The organism is Geobacter sulfurreducens PCA (genome assembly GCF_000007985.2).
Lineage (GTDB): Bacteria > Desulfobacterota > Desulfuromonadia > Geobacterales > Geobacteraceae > Geobacter > Geobacter sulfurreducens.
Genome location: NC_002939.5, coordinates 2458990 through 2479146, shown reverse-complemented (window position 1 = coordinate 2479146; position 20157 = coordinate 2458990). Strand labels below are relative to the sequence as shown.

The window sequence follows — 20157 nt, the reverse complement described above, 5'->3', positions numbered from 1 at the left end:
ACGCGTTGAAGCGTTAACGGATTGATACCTTTGATCTGATGGTCAAGCACCACGTCCGCGTTTCAATGCGTATCCAAGGAGGAAGACAATGATTCCAATGGTAGACCTCAAGGTCCAGTACCTGAAACTTAAAGACGAGATCGACCGGGGCATTCTGGAAGCCCTGGAGAAGACCCAGTTCATCCTCGGTCCCAACGTGAGCGCCTTCGAGGAGGAGGCTGCGGCGTACCTGGGCGTGAAGCACGCCATTGGGGTAGCCTCCGGCACCGACGCCCTTCATCTTGCTCTGGCCGCAGCCGGCATCAAGGAGGGTGACGAGGTGATCACCTCCCCCTTCACCTTCATCGCAACGGCCGAGGCCATTCGCTATGTGGGGGCGACGCCGGTCTTCGTCGACATTGACCCGCGCACCTACAATATCGATCCGGCAGCCATCGAGGCGGCCATCACCCCCAGGACCCGTGCAGTGCTGCCGGTCCACCTGTTCGGCCAGCCCGCCGATATGGGGGCCATCGAGGCGATCTGCGCCAAACACGGCCTCCTTCTGGTCGAAGATTGCGCCCAGTCCTTCGGCGCCGCCGCGGCAGGCCGGATGACCGGTTCCATCGGCGCTCTGGGGGCCTTCAGCTTCTTCCCCAGCAAGAACCTTGGGTGCTACGGCGACGGGGGCCTCGTGACAACCTCCTGCTCCGAGACGGCCGAGATGGTCAAGGTGCTCCGCAACCACGGGAGCAAGGTCCGCTATCACCATTCGGTCATCGGCTACAACAGCCGCCTCGACGAGATCCAGGCCGTGATCCTGCGGGCCAAGCTCAAGCATATCGACGAGTACAACCAGGGACGGCGCCGGGTGGCGCATCTCTACTCGGAACTGCTGGCCGGCACCGGCATCGTCACCCCCTTCGAGGACGGCAAGGGCGTTCACGTCTACCACCAGTACACACTGCTCACGGACCGGCGCGACGACATCATGAAAGCCCTGACCGGGGCGGGCATCGCCTCCGCCATTTACTATCCCATCCCGCTGCACAAGCAGGATGTCTTTGCAGTACAGTTCGCCGGCCTGACCCTCCCGGTGACCGAGGATGCGGCGGCCCGCTGCATGTCGCTCCCCATCTTCCCCGAGATGACCGAGGAGCAGGTGCGCGAGGTGGTCGGGGTCATCAAGAGCGCGCTCTAGCTGCGACACCTGCCACGACACTGAACACGGAGACGCCCTGCGGGGCGTCTCTGCCATTTTTGACGGATGACAGAAAACACATCACATCGAATCATGATCGTTGCCGGCGAGGCCTCGGGCGACCTCCACGGGGCCGGACTGGTCAGGGAAGCGCTCCGTCTTGACCCGACTCTCTCTTTCTTCGGCATCGGGGGCCCCCGCATGCGGGAAGCCGGGGTGGAGACCCTGGTGGACTCCTCGGAGATGGCGGTGGTGGGTATCGTGGAGGTGCTGGCCCACATCGGGGTGATCTCCCGCGCCTTCATGACGCTCAGGCAGGTCATCGTTTCGAATCCGCCCGACCTCCTGATTCTCATCGACTACCCCGATTTCAACATGCTTCTTGCCCGGGTGGCCCGACGCCACGGCGTCAAGGTACTCTACTACATCAGTCCCCAGGTCTGGGCCTGGCGGACCGGGCGGGTCAAGACCATCGGCCGGCTGGTGGACCGGATGGCCGTGGTGTTTCCCTTTGAGGTGCCCTTTTACGAACGGGCCGGGGTGCCGGTCAGCTTCGTGGGACATCCGCTGGCGGACCGGGTGCGTCCGACCATGGGGCGTGACGAAGCCCTGGCCTCCTTCGGGCTCGATCCGGGGCGGCGAGTGGTGGGACTCTTCCCCGGCAGCCGCCGCGGGGAGATCGCCAAGCTTTTCCCGGTAATCCTCGAAAGCGCGCAGCAGCTGCGGGAACGCTATCCCGACATCCAGTTCATCCTGCCGCTGGCATCGAGCCTCACCGATGGAGACATTGCTCCCCTGCTGGCGGCATCGGGCCTTGACGTTACTGTGACTCAAGACCGGGTGTACGACGTGATGCAGGTCTGTGACGCCATAATTACCGTCTCCGGCACCGTGACCCTGGAGATCGCCCTCATGGGCGTGCCCATGGTGATCATCTACAAGGTGTCTCCGCTTACCTACCAGGTGGGGAAGCGGCTCATCCGCGTCGACCATATCGGCATCTGCAACATCGTTGCGGGCGAGCGGGTGGTTCCAGAACTGATCCAGGACGATGCCTCGGCCGACCGGATCGCCGCCGAGATCGGACGCTATCTGGATGATCCCGCCTATGCGGAGAAAACTCGCGCCGGCCTTGCCATGGTCAAGGAAAAGCTCGGTACCGGCGGCTGCTCGGAACGGGTAGCAGGAATCGTTCTGGAAATGCTCGGAAAGCAGGTTTAATGGATACCTTCAAGCGCATTCTGCATTACAGCAAGCCCTACTGGTGGCGGATCGTCATCTCCATGGCGGCGTCACTCTGCGTCGGCGGCACCGATGCGGCCATCGCCTGGATGGTGGAGCCGCTGCTGAAGAAGATCTTTTCCGAAAGGGACATGACGATTTTCATCCTCGTCCCTGTGGCCCTGATTATCGTCTTCCTGTTCCGCGGGGTGGCACGGTTCCTCCAGGGCTACTATGTCCAGACCGCAGGTCAGCTGGCCATCCAGGACATCCGCAACGAGGTGTACCGCAAGCAGATAGGGCTGCCCCTGCGCTACTTCACCGATAATCCCACCGGGACCCTCATGTCCCGGATCATGAGCGACGTGGGGCAGATGCAGCAGGGGGTGGCAAATATCGTCACGAGCCTGTTGCGAGACGGCGTGACCGCCATCGGCCTGCTGGGCGTCATCTTCTACCGCAACTGGCAGCTGGCGCTCATCACGTTTATCGTGCTCCCCCTTACGGCCGTTCCGGCCCAGAAAATCGGCAAGAGGATCAAGAATCTGGCAAAACAGTCCCTGGGCCAGATGGGTGAGATCACGAGCATTCTCCAGGAGACGTTCTCCGGCATCAAGGTGGTCAAGGCATTCCGTCAGGAGAAGAGCGTTGTGGATCGGTTCAGCCGGACCAACCTCGGCCTGTACCGCTACCTGCGCAAGAGCATTAAATACGAATCGCTTCACACGCCCATCATGGAGATCATCACTTCGTTCGGAGTGGCGGGGGTGATCTGGTTCGGCGGCAGCCAGGTCATGGACGGCAAGATGACGGCGCCCGAATTCTTCTCCTTTCTGACCGCCATGGTGATGCTCTACGGCCCGATCAAGAAGGTCCTCAGCGCCTACAATACGGTTCAGCAGGCCATGGGGGCGGCCGAACGGGTTTTCGAGGTCATCGATCATCCAGCGGACATCCAGGACCCGCCCGATCCGGTGGAGCCGGGAATGGTTCGCGGCTCCGTAGAACTGCGCAATGTCTCGTTCCGCTATGACGATGAGGAGGTGCTGCGTGACGTATCGTTCACGGCCGGGCGGGGCGAGGTGGTGGCTCTGGTTGGGCCATCGGGCGCCGGGAAGACGACGGTCATGTCGCTCATTCCCCGGTTTTACGATGTGACCGGCGGTGCGGTGCTCATCGACGGGATCGACGTACGGCGCTTGCGGCTGGATGACCTCCTTTGCCAGATCGCCCTGGTGGATCAGGAAACGATCCTGTTCAACGAAACCATTGCCAACAACATCAGGCTCGGCAACCCCGATGCTACCCTGGAGGAAGTGGAGCGCGCGGCCCGGTCTGCCTTTGCCCACGACTTCATCATGGAGATGCCAGAGGGGTATGACACAAACATCGGCGACCGGGGGGTGCGCCTCTCCGGTGGTCAGCGGCAGCGGCTCTGCATCGCCCGGGCCATTCTCAAGAATGCCCCGATTCTCCTCCTGGATGAGGCAACCAGCGCCCTGGATACGGAAAGCGAGCACATGGTCCAGCAGGCCCTGACCAATCTGATGAAGAACCGGACCACCCTGGTGATTGCCCACCGGCTCTCCACTGTTCTCCATGCGGACCGGATCGTGGTCATTGACAAGGGTGAGGTGGTTGAGGTCGGGACCAACGACGAGTTGTTGGCGCGCGACGGGCTCTACCGCAAGCTCTACGACATGCAGTTCAAGTGAAAGGCCGGGACCGGTCCCGGGTTTGACGGCCGACCGGTCGGGGATGGCGTTTCGATGGTCTTTCTTGTGTACGACATACTGCTGCTCCTGCTGTCGCCCGCGATTATCGCCCACCACGCCTGGCGGACAGTGAGCCGGGGGAGGAGTTTCGCCGGGTTCGGCGAGCGGTTCGGGTTCATCGCGCCGGAACGGCTCATACCCGTTGCGGGCAAGAGGCCCGTCTGGGTCCACGCGGTTTCGGTGGGGGAAACCATGGCGGTGAAGCCCCTGCTGCGTGAGCTGAAACATCGGTATCCCGAGCGGCCCGTCGTGCTCTCAACCGTGACCGAAACCGGACGTTCTATTGCCGAGAAGATCGCCGAGGCGGATCTAGTCGTCTACTTCCCCTTTGATTTCGGCTTTGCCGTGTCCCGCGCACTTCGGCTCGTATCCCCGTCGCTGGTCATTGTGGTGGAGACGGAGATCTGGCCCAATTTCCTGCGCTACGCCCGTCGGAGGTCAATCCCCGCCGTCATGGTCAATGGTCGCATTTCGGACCGCTCCTTTCCGCGCTATCTCCGGTTTTCGTGGTTTTTTGCCCCACTCCTGGCCAAGCTGTCCGCCCTCTGCATGCAGAGCGAGGAGGATGCCCGCCGCATCGTGGCTATCGGTGGGCCGGCGCAGCGGGTGTTCGTGACACGCAACCTCAAGTATGATCTCCCCGTGAGAACCCTGAGCCCGGCGGAGCGCGAGGAATTGCACCAGCGTTACCGTCTCCCACCGGACACCCTCGTCATTACTGCCGGAAGTACCCATGCCGGTGAGGAAGAGGTCGTGGTGGACAGCTATGCCCGCCTTGCCCGGGAGCGGTCCGGACTGTTCCTGGTGCTCGTGCCCCGGCACCCGGAGCGCGCCGCTGAAGTAGGGACGATGCTGCAGGGCAAAGGGATTCCCCATGTGCGTCGTTCCGCCCTTGATGGGGCGCCTGAACCGGCAGCCGGCGGGGTTCTGCTGGTGGACACCGTCGGCGAACTCATGAACCTCTATGCCCTGTCCGACTTGGTCTTCGTGGGGGGAAGCCTCGTGCCGGTGGGCGGGCACAACCTGCTGGAACCTGCGTCGGTCGGGGCCCCGGTCCTGTTCGGCCCCCACATGCACAATTTTCGGGAGATAACGGCCCTGGTCCTGGCAGCCAATGCGGGCGAGCAGGTTGAAGACCGAGCCGGTTTGGAGGATGCCCTGCGGCGGCTCCTGAACGACGAGCCCCGCCGACTCGCCATGGGTGAGCGCGGCATCCGCCTCATGACAGAGCAAGGGGGGGCCGCCGCCCGTCACCTGGAGATCATCGGGCGCCTGCTTGTCACGGGGAGCGCCGAGTGAGTTGCACGGGGTTCTGGCGAAAACTGGCTTCCGGTGAAGAGTGTGGCGCGGCTGCCCGGCTTCTCGGCGCGGTTCTCGCCATCCCAGCCGCCCTCTATGGGCTGGTGGTCCGGCTCCGGGCGCTGGCCTACGCCAGGGGGCTGTCCACGGTCAGGCACCTGGACCGTCCGGTAATCTCCGTAGGTAACCTGACCGTGGGAGGCACGGGCAAGACCCCCATGGTGGCGTACCTGGCGCGCCGGCTCATGGCACGGGGCAAGCGGGTTGCGGTCATCTCGCGGGGGTACGGCGGGTCGCTGGAAGGCGAAACACGCATTGTCTCCGACGGTCGGACTATCGTTCTCTCCGCCGCCGAGGCGGGTGACGAACCCGTGCATCTGGCAACATCAGTGCCCGGACTCATGACGGTCATCGGCACGGACCGTTACACAGCCGGTCTCCTGGCGCTGGAACAGCTCGACCCGGACGTCTTCATTCTGGATGACGGCTACCAGCACCTTCGGCTCCATCGTGACCTGAACATCCTGCTCATGGATTGCAACCGTCCCCTCGGCAACGGCCGGACACTGCCGGCGGGGCTGCTCCGGGAACCGCAGACGGCCGTCCGGCGAGCCGATCTGGTGGTCTACACCCGCTGCACCGGTGGCAAAGCCCCGGCGGTTCACGGCATGATCCCTTCGTGCCGTGCCGGTCACGCACTGACGGGGGCGGCTCTTCTTCCCGATGGAGAGGTGCAGCCGTTAGCAGCCCTGCGCGGCCTCAGAGGGGTTGCCTGTGCCGGCATCGCCGAGCCGGAAGGTTTTTTCGATGCACTCCGCAGGGAGGGACTGGACATCGTGGCTGCCATTCCCTTTGCCGATCACGCCTCTTACGGCGAGCGAGAGGTAAGCACGCTGCGGGAAGCGGCCGCGGGTGCCGATTATCTGATCACTACCGGCAAGGATGGGGTCAAGCTGTCTGCCCATCTGGCGCGTCTGCTGCCGGTCTACGCAACAGTGCTCGAGATGCGCCCGCTGGACCCCGCTCCCCTTGAAGCGGCCCTGGACAAAGTGCTTTAAAAGGAATTTACGCTATGGCATTATCAATCGAATTATTCGAAATACTGGCATGTCCCCGCTGCACCGGGGAGGTGAAACCGGTCAATAACGGTTCGGCCCTGGTCTGCGAGGCATGCCGCCTCAGGTTCCCCGTGCGGGACGATATCCCTGTGATGCTCCTCGACGAGGCTGAACGCATCGGGGACCGGTAAACGGGGCTACACGCTTTGGATATTCAGCAGGAGACAATCAGCAGCATACTCGTTCGGTCCACCAACTGGATCGGCGATGCGGTGATGACCACACCGGCGCTGCGGGCAATTCGCGAGAGCTTCCCGAACGCCCGGGTGGCGGTATTGGCCAATCCGCTGGTGGCGCCGCTGTTCACCGTTCACGGGGCCGTGGACGAGGTCATCATCTATGACCGAAAAGGTGTGCATGCCGGCCTGCGAGGCAAACTCCGGCTTGCCCGGGAACTGAGAGCCCGGCGGTTCGATCTGGCGATTCTGCTGCAGAATGCCGTTGATGCGGCACTTATTGCCTGGCTTGCGCGGATTCCCCGGCGCATGGGATACCGGACCGATGGCCGCGGACCGCTTCTGACCCACGGAGTTGCGGTTGACGGCGCCACGCGCCTGCTCCATCACGTGGAATACTACCTGGCCATGCTCGCCCGTTTCGGGGTCACCACCAGTGATCGGCATCTTGAACTGGCCACAACGGCCGACGAGGATGCCGCCATGGCAGAACTTTTGGCGGGGCACGGAATCGGGACTCGCGATGCCCTCCTTGGCATTAACCCCGGCGCCACGTACGGCGCCGCCAAACGGTGGTATCCGGAGCGTTTTGCCGCCGTGGCCGACGAGTTGGCCAGCCGCTGGAGTGCCAGGGTTGTGGTGACCGGCGGGCCGGGTGAAGCGGCCATTGCCGCCGATATTGCCGCGGCCATGACCACCCCCTGCGTCGTCATGGCGGGAAAGACATCGGTGCGGGAACTCATGGCGCTCATCAAGCGCTGTGAGTTCTTTATCACCAATGATTCGGGCCCCATGCACATTGCGGCGGCCTTCGGCGTCCCGCTGGTGGCCGTGTTCGGCTCCACGGACCATTCGACCACCTCCCCCTGGAGCGAACGGGCCGTTATCGTGCGTCGCGACACCGACTGCGCTCCGTGTCTGCTGCGGGAATGCCCCACCGACCACCGATGCATGACCGCGGTGACGACAGCCGAGGTGGTGGAGGCCGCAGACCGGCTTCGGGCAGGTCGACAAGCACTATCTTCCCAGGGAGTATCGTGATGGCCAGACCCAGGCTGTATATCGATGAATTCGTCGGCATCACCAATCGACTCGAAACTCTGCCGCTCGCCTTTGCCATCCAGAAGGAATACGGGCACGAGATCATTCTGGACTGGAGTGAGCTGGATTCATTCAGCGTGGCCGGAACCCGCCGGGCAAAGCTCCGCTTCTGGCAGAAGCCGGGGGCTCTCCGGGTTCGCAACTGTGATGCCGCGCAGTTTGCCACCTTTGCCGGCAAGAAGATCATCCTTCGTTCCCTGGACGGACCATCGGACAAGCTGGACCCCATCTATCTGGACGTGGCGTCCCGCGTGAAACTTGCGCCGAACCTGGCTGATGCCATCAGGCGAATCTTCGCGCGGGTCCAAGGGAGACCCGTTGTGGCCGTGCACATCCGCCACGGCGACTACCGGATCGTGGACGAGTCGCGCTACGATCCCCTTGCCTGCGAGTGGCCGGCAGTCCCGCTCTGGTGGTACGAGGCGGTCATGGAGCGGATCGCGCTCAAGCAGAAGGATGTCAGCTTCTTCCTCTCGTGCACGGGGGATCCGGCGACCTACGAGACGCTCCACCGCCGGTTCGACGTGTTCACCCTCGATGTGACGTCACCCTATGGCTACAAGGGGCCCGACCACGACTCGCGGGTGAATCCCGTGGCAGACCTCTTTGCCCTGGCCTGCTGCCCCGTGATGCTGGCAACCCCCATGTCGGGTTATTCCCACTGGGCGGCCAATGCCCTCGGTATCCCGGCCGTCTGCATCATCCCCCGGGCGGGCGCCACGCTGGACAACCCCCTCATGGGCTCGCTCAGGCTTTACGGCAAGCGACTGCCGGCCTGGCGGGCCGCCGGCAGGGAGGAAGGGGCGGAACCCATCAGTGACGCCTTCGAGGGGATCGACCTGACCGGCACGGCGGATACCTCGTGGCTGTAACTGATTTTGCGGCAGACAAAGGAGAGATAATGGCGAAGGTTTCCGTTTATATCATAGCCTACAACGAGGAGCAGAAGATCGAGCCGGCCCTGCAGAGCGTCACTTGGGCCGATGAGATCGTGGTGATCGATTCCTTCAGCACCGACCGGACGGCGGAGATCGCCCGGAAGTATACCGACAAAGTCATCCAGGTCCCTTTCGAGGGATTCGGCAAGCTGCGCAACAGCGCCATCGCCGCCACGTCCCACGAATGGATCTTCAGCCTCGATACGGACGAGCGTTGCACTGAAGAGGCCAAGAACGAGATCCTCGCCATCATCGACAGCCCCGATGCCCTGGATGCTTACTACGTGCCGCGCCGCAACATTTTCATGGGACGCTGGGTCAAGCATTCCGGCTGGTACCCCGACTACCGCCAGCCCCAGCTTTTCCGCCGCGGCGCGCAGGTGTTCACGGACGAGGTGGTACATGAGTCGTTTACCACCATCGGCCGAGTCGGCCACATGAAGAATGCTATCTGGCAGATTCCGTTCCGCAACTTCGAGCAGATGATTTCCAAGATAGACCGCTATTCCACCCTGGGTGCCGCCAAGATGACCGCCAAGGGGGTACGCCCCGGCATGGGCAAGGCGCTCTTTCACGCACTGTTCGCATTTTTCCGGATGTATATCCTGCGGCTCGGCATCCTCGACGGCTGGGCCGGGTTCGTCATCGCCCTCTATACCTTCGAGGGGACGTTCTACCGCTACGCCAAGCAGGTTGAAGCGGCGCGCGGCTGGGTCATGACCCGGCCGGAAGAACTCGAACGGTAAATTCCACGGCTCGCTGAGATGCTTTCCATGGACAGGAATACGGGCACCGGCAGCAGACTGACCGTCCTTTTCGCTGAGTCGTCCAAAAATTTTGGCGGCCAGGAGCGGCGCATTGTCCACGAGGCGCGGCTGTTGAGGGATGCCGGGCACCGTCCCCTCATCCTCTGCCCTCCCGATGCGTTGCTCTGTGCGCGGGCGCAGGAGGCAGGACTCATGGTAGTCGGCGTGCCCATGCGCAACGCGGTGCACCCCGCAGCCCTCCGCTCGTTCTGTACCGTTATCCGCCGCGAGGGGGTTGATGTTATCTATTCCCACTCGGCAAAGGATTCATGGCTCGGCGGAATCGCTTCACTTCTCACCGGAGTTCCGCTGGTCCGCAGCCGTGAACTCCTGAACCCCATCAAACGGGCCATCTCCTACAACCTCTTGCCGAAACGGGTGCTTGCCTGCAGTAATGCCGTGCGGGAGCACCTGGTTGCCGCCGGCGTCGCCCCCCGCAAGATTCGCGTGCAGTATCCACCCGTGGCCACGGCACGATTTGCCTCGGTCACCGACGAGGAGCGGCTGAATACCAGGCGCGAACTGGGACTTGACGGTCACTTCCCCGTTATTGCCTGTGTGGCTGGGTTTCGCACCGAGAAGCGCCAGGAAGACCTGATCCGAGCCATGGCGTTGATCCGTCGCCCTTTTCCGTCGGCGCGGCTCGTGCTGGCCGGAAGCGGGTGGTATGTGGCGAACTTACGGAGCTTCGCCGAGGAGGCCGGAGTGACGGACTTGGTGGATTGCCCCGGCGAGCGCGAGGACGTGCCGGCGCTGCTGGCGAACACCGACGTGTTCGTGCTCCCTTCCTCCATGGAGCCCTTCGGTATGTCGCCGGTGGAGGCCATGGCCGCCGGCGTGCCCGTGGTGGTAACCCGGACCGGGGGGCTCGCCGAGATCGTAACGGACGGTGTGGACGGTATTCAGGTGCCCGTGGGCGACCCCCCGGCAATTGCTGACGCAATCATAAGGATCTGCAACGACAGGCAGCTCCGGGACCGGCTCGCGGCTGCCGGCCTGCGGCGAGCCTCCGACTTTGATGAAGCACGGGCAATCGAGGCACTTCTCGGCCATTTCAACGACGTCATCGCCCGAAGGATCTGAACATATCGTGACCGCATCACCCTCCTCCATACTCATCATCAATATCCGGCTCATCGGCGATGTCATCCTGACCACGCCGCTCATCGGCATCCTGAAAAATGCATTCCCTGACGCAGCCATCGACTTTCTGGTGAACCGGGGTACCGGCGAGTTTCTGGAAAAGGACCCACGGGTCAGGCGGGTCATCTATTCGGAGAAGGGCTCGGTAGCTGCCGGTGGGGCGCGGGAAGGCGGCTACTTCCGGGATATTTTCCGGAGGTATGACCTGGCAATCAATATGAACGCCTCGGATCGGGGAAGCTTTGCCGCTCTGCTGGCCGGGAAAAAGACGAGGGTCGGTTTCACTCTCGGAGACAATTTTGGTCAGGCTTTATGGAAGAAAATGCTCTTTCATCGCCTCATCCCGCTTCCCTGTCAGAATCATGTGGCTCTGCTGTGCAAGTCCGTCGCGGATGCACTCGGGCTGGCGGCAGACCGGCTCAGCGCATCTGTTCACTGGGATGCAGCCGACGCCGGGCGGGTGCGCCAGGTGTTGGAAAAAGCGAGACTCGACGGGGCCTACTTTGTCATCCATCCCTTTGCACGCTGGCGTTACAAGCTCTGGACCATGGAAAAATTTGCCGAATTGAGCGACCGCGTTGCAGAGCGTTACGGTTTGAGGCCGGTATGGACGGCCTCCCCATCGGCAGTGGAAGTATCGATGGTCCAGCAGGGGGCCGGGCTCTGCCGCCATGCGCCTTTAGTGATAAAGGGGGAGTTTAGTCTTAATCAGATGGCGTGTCTTCTTTCAGGCGCATCCCTCTACATCGGTCTCGATACGGCGGTGACTCACATGGCGGCAGCAGCCGGCATCCCTCTCGTTGCCCTCTATGGCCCCACCGAATTGAATCGCTGGTTCCCTTGGGACAATCAAGGTCCCCTTGAGCAGGTGCCTCCGCTTTCAGGCGGCCGGATCATCGTTGTCCGTAAGGAGGATCGGGAGTGTGTTCCGTGCGGGGAAGCGGGCTGTGGGGGAAGGGGAGAGGAGAGCGCCTGCATTCTCGAAATAGAGGTGGACGAAGTGATGGGTCGTGTCGATCAGGTCGTATCTGCCCGCTGCGCGGACCGGGAGTCGAAATGAACCATAGGGTAAGACGCTGGCTGGTCGTTTCATATTTCTCGAAAATCGACGGGATGGCATGTGCGCAGCATGTGGATGACCGGCTCTCTTATCTCCTCGAAAACGGTATTGAACCCGTGATGCTCACTGGCATCTGCGGCGCGGGCCACGAGTCCCTCGCGCATGTACGGGTTCCGTCCGTGGCCCCCTCCGGGATTCGCTATGAGTTGCGGCACCTGAGGAGGAAGAGTCGACTGGTTGCGCTGCTGTATCCTCTCTTGAATCTGCTGCTTTTTCCTCTTTATGCACTCGAAAAGCTGTTGATCGATCTCGATAGCCAATGGTGGTGGTTCCCCCTCGCCGCTTTCGCGGGAGGGCGTCTGTGCAAGGAGCACAAACCCGAGCTCATCTACTCGACGGGCGGTGCGGCAAGTGCCCACATGGCCGCTTTCTTTGTTTCACGTTTCACAGGGCTCCCATGGATTGCCGAGTTTCAGGATCCCCTCGTTTTTCGCGACTGGAAGAGAAGCAAACGCGCTTACGCCGTCTACGCTTTTGTCGAGCGAGTGGTATGTGCACGAGCATCCGCGGTGATTTATCTCACCGAAGCCGCCCGTGAACACGCATCCAAAAGGACTGAGCTTGGTGACAAGGGATATGTGATTTACGCCGGCGCAGAACCGGCCACGCCGGAATATGACGACTCTCGCCCTTGCTGCCGGGACACCTGGCGCATCGCCCATTTCGGCTCGCTTGGCGGGTCTCGCAATCTCAGCGTGTTCCTCCGGGGACTGGAGATGTTCTTGAGTAATCGCCCGGAACTTGCCGAAATCGTTCGCTTCGACCAGTACGGGACGAGCGACCGGGTATCGTGCGAGCTTGTCGACAATTTTCCTGTTTCCGGGGTTGTGAGGAACCGGGGTCGGGTTTCCCGTAATGAGGCCCTGTCGGCCATGGCGGACTGCGATGTGCTGTTGCTCATTCAGAATACCGAGGACATCTCGGCGGAAACGATTCCCTCGAAGACCTATGAGTACTTCCATATGGCCAAGCCGATACTGGGGCTGCTCCACAGGAATCCCGAACTCTCGCGGATGCTTGCGGAGCTGGGGCACAGGCCGCTGGCTGCGGATGACCCCGTCGCGGTCAAGCAGGGGCTCATGGAGATGATCTACGAGTGGCAGGAGGGAGGAAGGCGCGAGATGGCCATATCTCCTTACACGGTGAAGGCGGCGGTTGGCAGGCTTGTCGCGATAGCCGATTCCATCCTAAAAAACTGATTGGGCTCAACTCTTTTGGGAACGTTATGTTCCGGGAAAAAGGCGAAGCATGCGCGTGTTGTTTGTGGCACCCAACTACTATCCTCACATCGGCGGCGTGGAAAGACACGTCCGCGAGGTGTCGCTCGAACTCCAGAAGGATGGCCATTCGATAACCATTCTCGTTCCCAAGCATGACAGCTCCTACGGGGACTTCGAACGGGAAGGAAATATCGAGGTTGTCAGGCTGAACAAGCCACAGACCAAGCTGTTCACGGGATTAGAGCGGGTCTTGCAGGTTGCAGGGGTGTCTGGCAGGTTTCTCAAAGCCGATATCGTTAATTTTCACGACGTTGCGACCATGTGGCGTTATGGCCTCTGGATTTACCCGATTCTCAGGGTCCTTGGCAAGAAGGTCTATATAACCTTCCATGGATGGGAGGGACATTTTCCTCCCAAGGACAAGATCGTCGCAAGGCGGAAACTGGCAGCGCGTCTTGCGGATGGAACCATGTGCGTTGGGCACTTTATCGAAAAATGGTATGGTACACGTGCCGATGTTGTAACCTATGGCGGTGTTCACAGGTCTTCCCTGCCCGAAGCTCATGAAAACAGCGTCGTATTTGTGGGACGGCTTGCCAAGGATTCCGGCATCGACTCCTATCTCAGAGCCTGGGAGTGGATCGTACGCGACCATCCAGAACTTCGGCTGGTCATCTGCGGCGACGGAGCGATGAAGAAAGAGCTTGAAGACTTCGTCTGTCACACAGGACTTCGCAACGTGGAATTCCTCGGACTCGTGGAGAACCCCCTCCCTTACGTTACAGATGCAAAAGTCGTCTTCACCTCGGGGTATCTGGGCATCCTGGAGGCTTTTTCCCGAAAGAAGCCGGTCGTGGCCGTGTACGATAACGAACTCAAGAAAGACTATCTTGAAATGATGCCAGACAGCCGCCGGTTGATGTGGATTGCGCGCGATAGTAAAGAGGTGGCGCGGTGCGTCGACGAGGCCCTTCTGGACCGGGAAAAGACTGAACGGGCATACCGCTACTCTCTGGAGAACTCCTGGACCAAGGTCAAGGAGGACTATTACAGACTTTGGAATGTTGATGGCGAACATGGGGAGTCGCATGGCGGGAGAGGGCGATGATCCTGGTCTGTGAACCAGTCTGTCACGGTTTCGAGCACTCGTCGTTCAATGCGGCGATGCTGCTTGTGATCAGCCATGCTTGTCCCGAGGAAGAAATCGTTTTCCTGGCCGAGAGGGACCATCTCGGATTTGTTGGTGCAGAAACCCTTGTCAGTAGTCGAAAAGCGATACAATTCGAGCCGATCGATATCCCGAAGCGCAAGAGCATCAAGGCTGAGCGTTTCGAGCTGGAGCACCGGCTTGTCAGGATGCTGTTCGAACGTGCCGAACGCTCTGGAGCTTCCAGGGTTGTCTTCACCTGTATAAGTAATGAAACGCTCAGGGCGGTGAAATTACAGTTCCCTGCATTTCCAGGCGTCAAGTGCTTGATGGTGATGCATAGTATTCTCTCCTCTGTCGCCGAACGCCCTTCGCTTCTTCCCTGGAAAAATCGCGACACGTTCCGGAACTGGCTGCTGCGAGGCAATTGCGATCGGTTGACATACATCGTGTTGGGAGACTCGATCAAGCGGGAACTGCTGGATCGGGTCCCATCCCTTGCCCCCTATGTTACCAGCATCGACCATCCCTACCATTTTGAGCCCGCAGTGAAATACTCCCCATTTGCTGGAAACAGCATCACCTTCGGAGCTCTCGGCGTCCTGCGCAAGGTAAAAGGGTCCCACGAATTTCTGAGACTCGCCCATGAGATCCAGAAGACCCGGACGAGTTTCTGCTCCAGATTTGTATGCATCGGCCCCATAATCGACAGGAAACTGAGGGGGCTGCTGAGCGATGATGTGGAACTGCCGTCGCCGGATGCTCCCCTTTCGCCGCAGGACTATGCGTTGCACGTCCGTAGCATCGACTATGCCATTTTTTTTCACAAACCAGAAACATATACCTTGACGGCGAGCGGCGTTCTTTTCGATGCCTTTTCCTACCTGAAGCCAGTCATCGCGCTCAGGAACCCTTTTTTTGAGTCCTATTTCGAGCGGATGGGCAATATCGGCTATCTGTGCGATAATTATGGGGAACTCAAGCGCACGGTGCTCAGCCTTCTTGACTCACCGCCGTACGAAGAGTATGAAAGCCAGCGGCAGAACATTCTGAAGGGGCGTGCCGACATGGAAATACCCGCGCTTGCCCAAAGGCTTCGCAGCATTCTTTCTCCTTCGCGGTGCGAATGACAGTGGTGTTGGCGCAGTTTTTACATGAAATATGTCCGTAAAGATAGGGAGGTCCCGTATGGCCGTCACATGGGTGGAAGCCGGCAAGCTTTTCCCGGAAGCGATAAAGAAACTCCAGCACGTCAGAGTGCTGATGGACATAGGTTGCGGCATCAGGCCCCAACAGTTCCTCCGGCCGCTGGTACATATCTGTTGCGAACCTTTTGGACAATATGTCGAACACCTTCAGACTCTTATCAAGGAGAGGACCGATAGGAACTATGTGGTGATAAATGCCACTTGGGCCGAAACCGTGAGACTGTTTCCTCCCAAGTCGGTCGATACGGTCATCCTGAACGACGTAATCGAGCATCTGGAGAAGGAGGAGGCTGTCAATCTTCTGAGGGCCACAGAGCGTATTGCTCGCAGACAGATCGCCCTGTTCACTCCTCTGGGATTTATGCCCCAGAGCCATCCAGACGGAAAGGACGCGTGGGGGCTCGATGGCGGAGCGTGGCAGGAGCACAAGTCCGGCTGGCAGCCGGACGATTTCGACGAAACGTGGGATATTGTTGCAGCCGAAGTATTTCATAAAAGCGACAGTATGGGGAATGAACTCGAAAAGCCTTTTGGGGCACTTTGGGCTATCAAGACGTTTGACGATGAATTGTCCACAGGACAGGGTGTTCTGTCAGTTAAGCAAAAAATGTATTCTCTTGTTGACTACACGTTCAAGAAGATGTCAAAGCTTACAAGATAGCGCTTGAGACAGTGTTACAAGTGGAGAGTTCATGAGCCACAGAATTAATGTGCTGATTGTCGGGGCCAGCGGCATGCTGGGGCATACTTTGTTCGGTCGTTTATTTGAGAACGACAAGCTTGATACTCATGCGACTGTCCGTAGCGTTTCAGAATTGTCGCGATGGTTCACTGACGATCATCTGTTGAAAATTCATGGCGGAATTGATGCTGATAACTTCGATTCAGTGCTTGCAGTTCTTGCGCAGATAAAGCCGGACGTGGTCATCAATTGCGTTGGAGTAATCAAGCAGCTGCCAGCCGCAGAGGATCCGGTCGTCTGTATTGCAACCAACGCACTTTTCCCCCACCGGCTCGCGGTTGCATGCAAGGCCGCCGGGGCTCGGCTCGTCCACATCAGCACGGACTGCGTTTTTTCCGGAGAGAAAGGTGATTATCGCGAAACCGACCGGTCAGACGCTACGGACCTGTATGGGCGCAGCAAGTTTCTCGGCGAAGTGACCTCCGACCACTGCGTAACCTTGCGCACCTCCATCATCGGCCATGAGTTGAAAGGAGGATACGGTCTCGTGGAGTGGTTCCTTTCTCGGAAGGGACCGGTCAAAGGTTTCACCAATGCGATATACACCGGGTTTCCTACGATTGAGATCGCACGAATAATCGAGAAATACATTATTTGTGATATGAATCTGAAGGGACTTTATCAGGTGGCGTCGGAACCCATATCGAAGTATGAGTTACTGGAACTGATCGCCGCGCAGTACGGCAAGAAGATCGAAATCATCCCCTTCGGTGATTTTCATTGTTACCGGTCGCTGAACTCGGATAAATTCAGGAATGCCACGGGCTATAGCGCGCCCGCATGGCCGGAACTGATTGCGGAAATGCACAACGACTACGTGACATCACCATGGTATCGACATAAATTGCGGGAGGGGAGCCATTAGGATGTTCAGGAATAAAGTGCTGCTTATCACCGGTGGGACCGGTTCTTTCGGTAATGCCGTTCTGAAGCGTTTTCTCGACACACGTATCAGTGAGGTGCGCATTTTCAGCCGCGATGAGAAGAAGCAGGAAGACATGCGCATTGCCCTGAACAATGACAGGCTCAAGTTTTATATCGGCGACGTCAGAGATTATGACAGTCTTGACTCTGCAATGAAAGGTGTGGATTACGTTTTTCATGCGGCAGCCCTCAAGCAGGTGCCATCATGTGAATTCTACCCTATGGAGGCTGTCAGGACGAACATCCTTGGTGCCGAGAACGTCCTTAACGCTTCAATTGCAAACCATGTGAAAAAGGTAATCGTTCTGAGCACCGACAAGGCAGTATACCCGATAAATGCCATGGGACTGTCGAAAGCCATGATGGAAAAGCTGATGGTGGCAAAGTCGCGGACGACCGACATAACCAGAACGGTTCTTTGCGCAACCCGCTACGGCAATGTAATGGCTTCACGCGGGTCGGTTATCCCCTTGTTTGTGCAACAAATCAAGGAAGGCAAGAGCCTAACTCTCACGGACCCGAACATGACACGCTTCCTCATGTCTTTGGAGGATTCGGTTGATCTGGTCCTCTACGCATTTGCTCACGCGAACTCGGGTGATATCCTCGTCCAGAAATCTCCGGCCTCTACCATCAGGGATCTTGCCCAGGCGTTGAAGGAATTGTTCAGCGCCGGTAACGAGATCAAGATCATCGGAACCCGGCATGGCGAGAAGCTCTACGAGACACTCGTGACGAGAGAGGAGATGGTCAGGGCCGAGGATCTGGGAACGTATTACCGCATCCCGTCAGACAGCCGCGATTTGAACTACAATAAGTATTTCGTCGAGGGGGAAGAAAAAATATCGCTCAAGGACGACTACACTTCGCACAACACTACGAGATTGGATGTTGAAGGGGTTAAAGAGCTGCTCCTCAAGCTTGACTATATTAGAGGCGAACTCAATGCTTAAAGTCATGACTATAGTCGGCACCAGGCCGGAGATCATCAAGCTTTGCCGCGTGATAGGTGAGCTTGAACAGCACGCAAACCATGTACTGGTTCATACTGGTCAGAACTATGATTACGAACTGAACGAGATTTTCTTCAGGGAACTCGGCATCAAGAAACCTGACCATTTTCTCAATGCCGTGGGCCAAACCACAGCGGAAACCATCGGCAACGTGATTGCCAAATCAGACGTCGTGATGACAAAGGAAAAACCTGACGCCGTTCTGCTCTATGGCGATACAAACAGTTGTCTCTCCGTCATCTCCGCAAAGCGTTGCAAGATTCCGGTATTCCACATGGAGGCGGGGAACCGTTGCTTCGACCAGCGAGTTCCCGAGGAGATCAACCGCAAAATCGTCGATCACCTGAGTGATATAAATATGCCTCTCACCGAGCATGCACGGCGCTATCTGCTCGATGAGGGAGTACGGCCCGAAACGATAATCAAGGTCGGGTCGTCCATGAAAGAGGTGTTTGTCTATTACCGTAAAAAAATTGACGGGTCGCGGGTTCTGAGCGAGATGGACCTCGTACCTGGCGAGTACTTTGTGGTGAGCGCGCATCGAGAGGAAAATATCGACTCCGAACGCAATTTCAGGGATCTGCTTGCCTCTCTCAATGCTGTGGCCGCCACGTATCGCAAGAAGGTTGTCGTTTCGACCCATCCACGGACCATGAAAAGGCTTCAGTCCTCGCCCCCAAACGAATTGAACGGGCTTATTCAGTTCTGTAAGCCCTTCGGCTTCTTCGATTATGTAAAATTGCAGACGAACGCCGCGTGCGTTCTCTCTGACAGTGGCACTATCACAGAGGAGTCTTCGATTCTCTGTTTCCCTGCTGTTACTATTCGGCAAGCACATGAACGTCCCGAGGGGATGGACGAGGGGACGTTGATCATGTGCGGGCTTACGCCTGGCAGGGTTCTGAACGCCATTGAGATTGCCATGGCCCATTATTCCGACGGCAAGAGACCGTTCAGAATTGTTCAAGACTATGACGTTGACAACGTTTCCATGAAAGTTGTGAGGATCATTTTTAGTTACGTTGACTACATTAACAGGACGATATGGTGCAAATGATGGAGCAATTTTATCCAAAGGTGTCTATAGTCATACCTGTATATAATGGCTCTGACTACATGCGTGAGGCTATAGATAGTGCGCTTGGCCAAACATACGGTAACATTGAGGTAATAGTAGTTAATGACGGGTCTAGTGATGGAGGATTGACTCACGAAATAGCCTTGTCATACGGTGGAAACATTAGATATTTTGCCAAAGAGAACGGCGGTGTCGCTTCAGCCCTCAATTTTGCAATACGGATGATGGATGGAGAGTATTTTTCATGGCTGAGTCACGATGATATCTATTATCCCAATAAGATCGAAACTCAAATAGGTTACCTTGCCGAGCATGACAGGAATGCCATACTTTACAGTGATTTTGAGTTGATAGATTGCCTTTCGAAGGTGATCAAGCCCGTTAATGCGGGTGAAATACCGCCTGAGCAATTTCTGTATAACCTGATTACAATCGGACATCTGAATGGTTGCACATTGTTGGTGCCAAAGAGATGTTTTGAAGAAACCGGCTTTTTTGACGAATCGCTGAGGTCGACTCAAGACTACGCACTTTGGTTCACCTTTGCCCAGAAGTACCGGTTCGAGCAGATACGAAAAGTTCTGGTGAAATATCGGACACATTCCAACCAGGGATCATATGTAATTCCCACTCACTCCCAAGAGGTCAACGACCTGCACATATGGTTTCTTGAGGAAGCCTCAGAAAGGGGGCTCCTGCCGATACCCGATGAGGGCGCCTCGCGATTCTTTCTGGAAGTGGCCGGCATCTACAAGAAGCGCGGTATATACCGTGCGGCCGATTATTCGTGCAGCATGGCTCTGCGCCACATGCGCGACGAAGGAGGACTCGCTCTCTTGAGAGAGTTGCCACGCGTAGCATACTTGAAATACTATTTCAGAAAGAAGCAATTCAAAAGTTATCTGAGAGAGCTTCGTCGATCAACTGTGAGGCGCTCCTTGTGAATAC

Annotated in this window: 19 protein-coding genes; all 19 read left to right on the top strand. The window is 58.4% G+C overall.

Annotated features, from left to right (window positions below; genetic code table 11):
* Positions 1-88 precede the first annotated feature (88 nt).
* The gene (locus GS_RS11355) at positions 89-1180 is read left to right on the top strand and encodes a DegT/DnrJ/EryC1/StrS family aminotransferase (RefSeq protein ID WP_010942902.1); all 1092 of its coding nucleotides are present in this window, start codon (positions 89-91) and stop codon (positions 1178-1180) included.
* Between the two features lie 66 nt (positions 1181-1246).
* Positions 1247-2401, top strand: a complete 1155-nt coding sequence (lpxB, locus tag GS_RS11350; RefSeq protein WP_010942901.1) for a lipid-A-disaccharide synthase — start codon at positions 1247-1249, stop codon at positions 2399-2401.
* Complete coding sequence (msbA, locus tag GS_RS11345; protein ID WP_010942900.1) at positions 2401-4116, top strand: lipid A export permease/ATP-binding protein MsbA; 1716 nt, start codon at positions 2401-2403, stop codon at positions 4114-4116. The genes lpxB and msbA overlap by 1 nt, the downstream gene beginning before the upstream one ends.
* Before the next feature lie 54 nt (positions 4117-4170).
* Entirely contained in the window at positions 4171-5475 is a 1305-nt protein-coding gene (locus GS_RS11340) for a 3-deoxy-D-manno-octulosonic acid transferase (protein WP_010942899.1), read from the top strand.
* Positions 5472-6533, top strand: coding sequence for a tetraacyldisaccharide 4'-kinase (lpxK, locus tag GS_RS11335; protein ID WP_010942898.1), 1062 nt, complete (start codon positions 5472-5474; stop codon positions 6531-6533). The genes GS_RS11340 and lpxK overlap by 4 nt, the downstream gene beginning before the upstream one ends.
* Before the next feature lie 14 nt (positions 6534-6547).
* Positions 6548-6724: a Trm112 family protein gene (locus tag GS_RS11330; protein WP_010942897.1), complete on the top strand. Its 177-nt coding sequence runs from the start codon at positions 6548-6550 to the stop codon at positions 6722-6724.
* 15 nt (positions 6725-6739) lie between these two features.
* Positions 6740-7810, top strand: a complete 1071-nt coding sequence (gene waaF / locus GS_RS11325) for a lipopolysaccharide heptosyltransferase II (protein ID WP_010942896.1) — start codon at positions 6740-6742, stop codon at positions 7808-7810.
* The gene (locus tag GS_RS11320) at positions 7810-8742 is read left to right on the top strand and encodes a hypothetical protein (protein WP_010942895.1); all 933 of its coding nucleotides are present in this window, start codon (positions 7810-7812) and stop codon (positions 8740-8742) included. The genes waaF and GS_RS11320 overlap by 1 nt, the downstream gene beginning before the upstream one ends.
* A gap of 29 nt (positions 8743-8771) precedes the next feature.
* Positions 8772-9554 (top strand): glycosyltransferase family 2 protein, encoded by a 783-nt coding sequence (locus GS_RS11315; RefSeq protein WP_010942894.1) that lies wholly within the window; start codon positions 8772-8774, stop codon positions 9552-9554.
* A gap of 27 nt (positions 9555-9581) precedes the next feature.
* Positions 9582-10697, top strand: coding sequence for a glycosyltransferase family 4 protein (locus tag GS_RS11310; RefSeq protein ID WP_010942893.1), 1116 nt, complete (start codon positions 9582-9584; stop codon positions 10695-10697).
* A 7-nt stretch (positions 10698-10704) separates the two neighbouring features.
* Positions 10705-11817, top strand: coding sequence for a putative lipopolysaccharide heptosyltransferase III (rfaQ, locus tag GS_RS11305; RefSeq protein ID WP_010942892.1), 1113 nt, complete (start codon positions 10705-10707; stop codon positions 11815-11817).
* Complete coding sequence (locus GS_RS11300; protein WP_010942891.1) at positions 11814-13076, top strand: glycosyltransferase family 4 protein; 1263 nt, start codon at positions 11814-11816, stop codon at positions 13074-13076. Before rfaQ ends, GS_RS11300 begins: the two co-directional genes overlap by 4 nt.
* A 49-nt stretch (positions 13077-13125) precedes the next feature.
* Positions 13126-14205 (top strand): glycosyltransferase family 4 protein, encoded by a 1080-nt coding sequence (locus tag GS_RS11295; RefSeq protein WP_010942890.1) that lies wholly within the window; start codon positions 13126-13128, stop codon positions 14203-14205.
* Positions 14202-15374: a glycosyltransferase gene (locus tag GS_RS11290; protein ID WP_010942889.1), complete on the top strand. Its 1173-nt coding sequence runs from the start codon at positions 14202-14204 to the stop codon at positions 15372-15374. Before GS_RS11295 ends, GS_RS11290 begins: the two co-directional genes overlap by 4 nt.
* Before the next feature lie 58 nt (positions 15375-15432).
* Positions 15433-16113 carry a methionine biosynthesis protein MetW gene (locus GS_RS11285; RefSeq protein WP_010942888.1) on the top strand — a complete coding sequence of 227 codons (681 nt, stop codon included), beginning with the start codon at positions 15433-15435 and terminating at the stop codon, positions 16111-16113.
* Positions 16114-16144: 31 nt separating this feature from the next.
* Positions 16145-17059 (top strand): dTDP-4-dehydrorhamnose reductase family protein, encoded by a 915-nt coding sequence (locus tag GS_RS11280; protein ID WP_010942887.1) that lies wholly within the window; start codon positions 16145-16147, stop codon positions 17057-17059.
* Between the two features lies 1 nt (position 17060).
* Positions 17061-18071 carry a polysaccharide biosynthesis protein gene (locus GS_RS11275; RefSeq protein ID WP_010942886.1) on the top strand — a complete coding sequence of 337 codons (1011 nt, stop codon included), beginning with the start codon at positions 17061-17063 and terminating at the stop codon, positions 18069-18071.
* Complete coding sequence (gene wecB, locus GS_RS11270; protein ID WP_010942885.1) at positions 18064-19188, top strand: non-hydrolyzing UDP-N-acetylglucosamine 2-epimerase; 1125 nt, start codon at positions 18064-18066, stop codon at positions 19186-19188. The genes GS_RS11275 and wecB overlap by 8 nt, the downstream gene beginning before the upstream one ends.
* Positions 19176-20153, top strand: coding sequence for a glycosyltransferase (locus GS_RS11265; protein WP_235044879.1), 978 nt, complete (start codon positions 19176-19178; stop codon positions 20151-20153). The genes wecB and GS_RS11265 overlap by 13 nt, the downstream gene beginning before the upstream one ends.
* Positions 20154-20157: the final 4 nt, after the last annotated feature.

What these genes read in the sequence shown, in the direction of transcription:
- GS_RS11355 (WP_010942902.1), top strand. Translation starts at nt 89, where the DNA reads ATGATTCCAATGGTAGACCTCAAGGTCCAGTACCTGAAACTTAAAGAC.
- lpxB (WP_010942901.1), top strand. Translation starts at nt 1,247, where the DNA reads ATGACAGAAAACACATCACATCGAATCATGATCGTTGCCGGCGAGGCC.
- msbA (WP_010942900.1), top strand. Translation starts at nt 2,401, where the DNA reads ATGGATACCTTCAAGCGCATTCTGCATTACAGCAAGCCCTACTGGTGG.
- GS_RS11340 (WP_010942899.1), top strand. Translation starts at nt 4,171, where the DNA reads ATGGTCTTTCTTGTGTACGACATACTGCTGCTCCTGCTGTCGCCCGCG.
- GS_RS11330 (WP_010942897.1), top strand. Translation starts at nt 6,548, where the DNA reads ATGGCATTATCAATCGAATTATTCGAAATACTGGCATGTCCCCGCTGC.
- GS_RS11320 (WP_010942895.1), top strand. Translation starts at nt 7,810, where the DNA reads ATGGCCAGACCCAGGCTGTATATCGATGAATTCGTCGGCATCACCAAT.
- GS_RS11315 (WP_010942894.1), top strand. Translation starts at nt 8,772, where the DNA reads ATGGCGAAGGTTTCCGTTTATATCATAGCCTACAACGAGGAGCAGAAG.
- GS_RS11310 (WP_010942893.1), top strand. Translation starts at nt 9,582, where the DNA reads ATGGACAGGAATACGGGCACCGGCAGCAGACTGACCGTCCTTTTCGCT.
- GS_RS11300 (WP_010942891.1), top strand. Translation starts at nt 11,814, where the DNA reads ATGAACCATAGGGTAAGACGCTGGCTGGTCGTTTCATATTTCTCGAAA.
- GS_RS11295 (WP_010942890.1), top strand. Translation starts at nt 13,126, where the DNA reads ATGCGCGTGTTGTTTGTGGCACCCAACTACTATCCTCACATCGGCGGC.
- GS_RS11290 (WP_010942889.1), top strand. Translation starts at nt 14,202, where the DNA reads ATGATCCTGGTCTGTGAACCAGTCTGTCACGGTTTCGAGCACTCGTCG.
- GS_RS11285 (WP_010942888.1), top strand. Translation starts at nt 15,433, where the DNA reads ATGGCCGTCACATGGGTGGAAGCCGGCAAGCTTTTCCCGGAAGCGATA.
- GS_RS11280 (WP_010942887.1), top strand. Translation starts at nt 16,145, where the DNA reads ATGAGCCACAGAATTAATGTGCTGATTGTCGGGGCCAGCGGCATGCTG.
- GS_RS11275 (WP_010942886.1), top strand. Translation starts at nt 17,061, where the DNA reads ATGTTCAGGAATAAAGTGCTGCTTATCACCGGTGGGACCGGTTCTTTC.
- wecB (WP_010942885.1), top strand. Translation starts at nt 18,064, where the DNA reads ATGCTTAAAGTCATGACTATAGTCGGCACCAGGCCGGAGATCATCAAG.
- GS_RS11265 (WP_235044879.1), top strand. Translation starts at nt 19,176, where the DNA reads ATGGTGCAAATGATGGAGCAATTTTATCCAAAGGTGTCTATAGTCATA.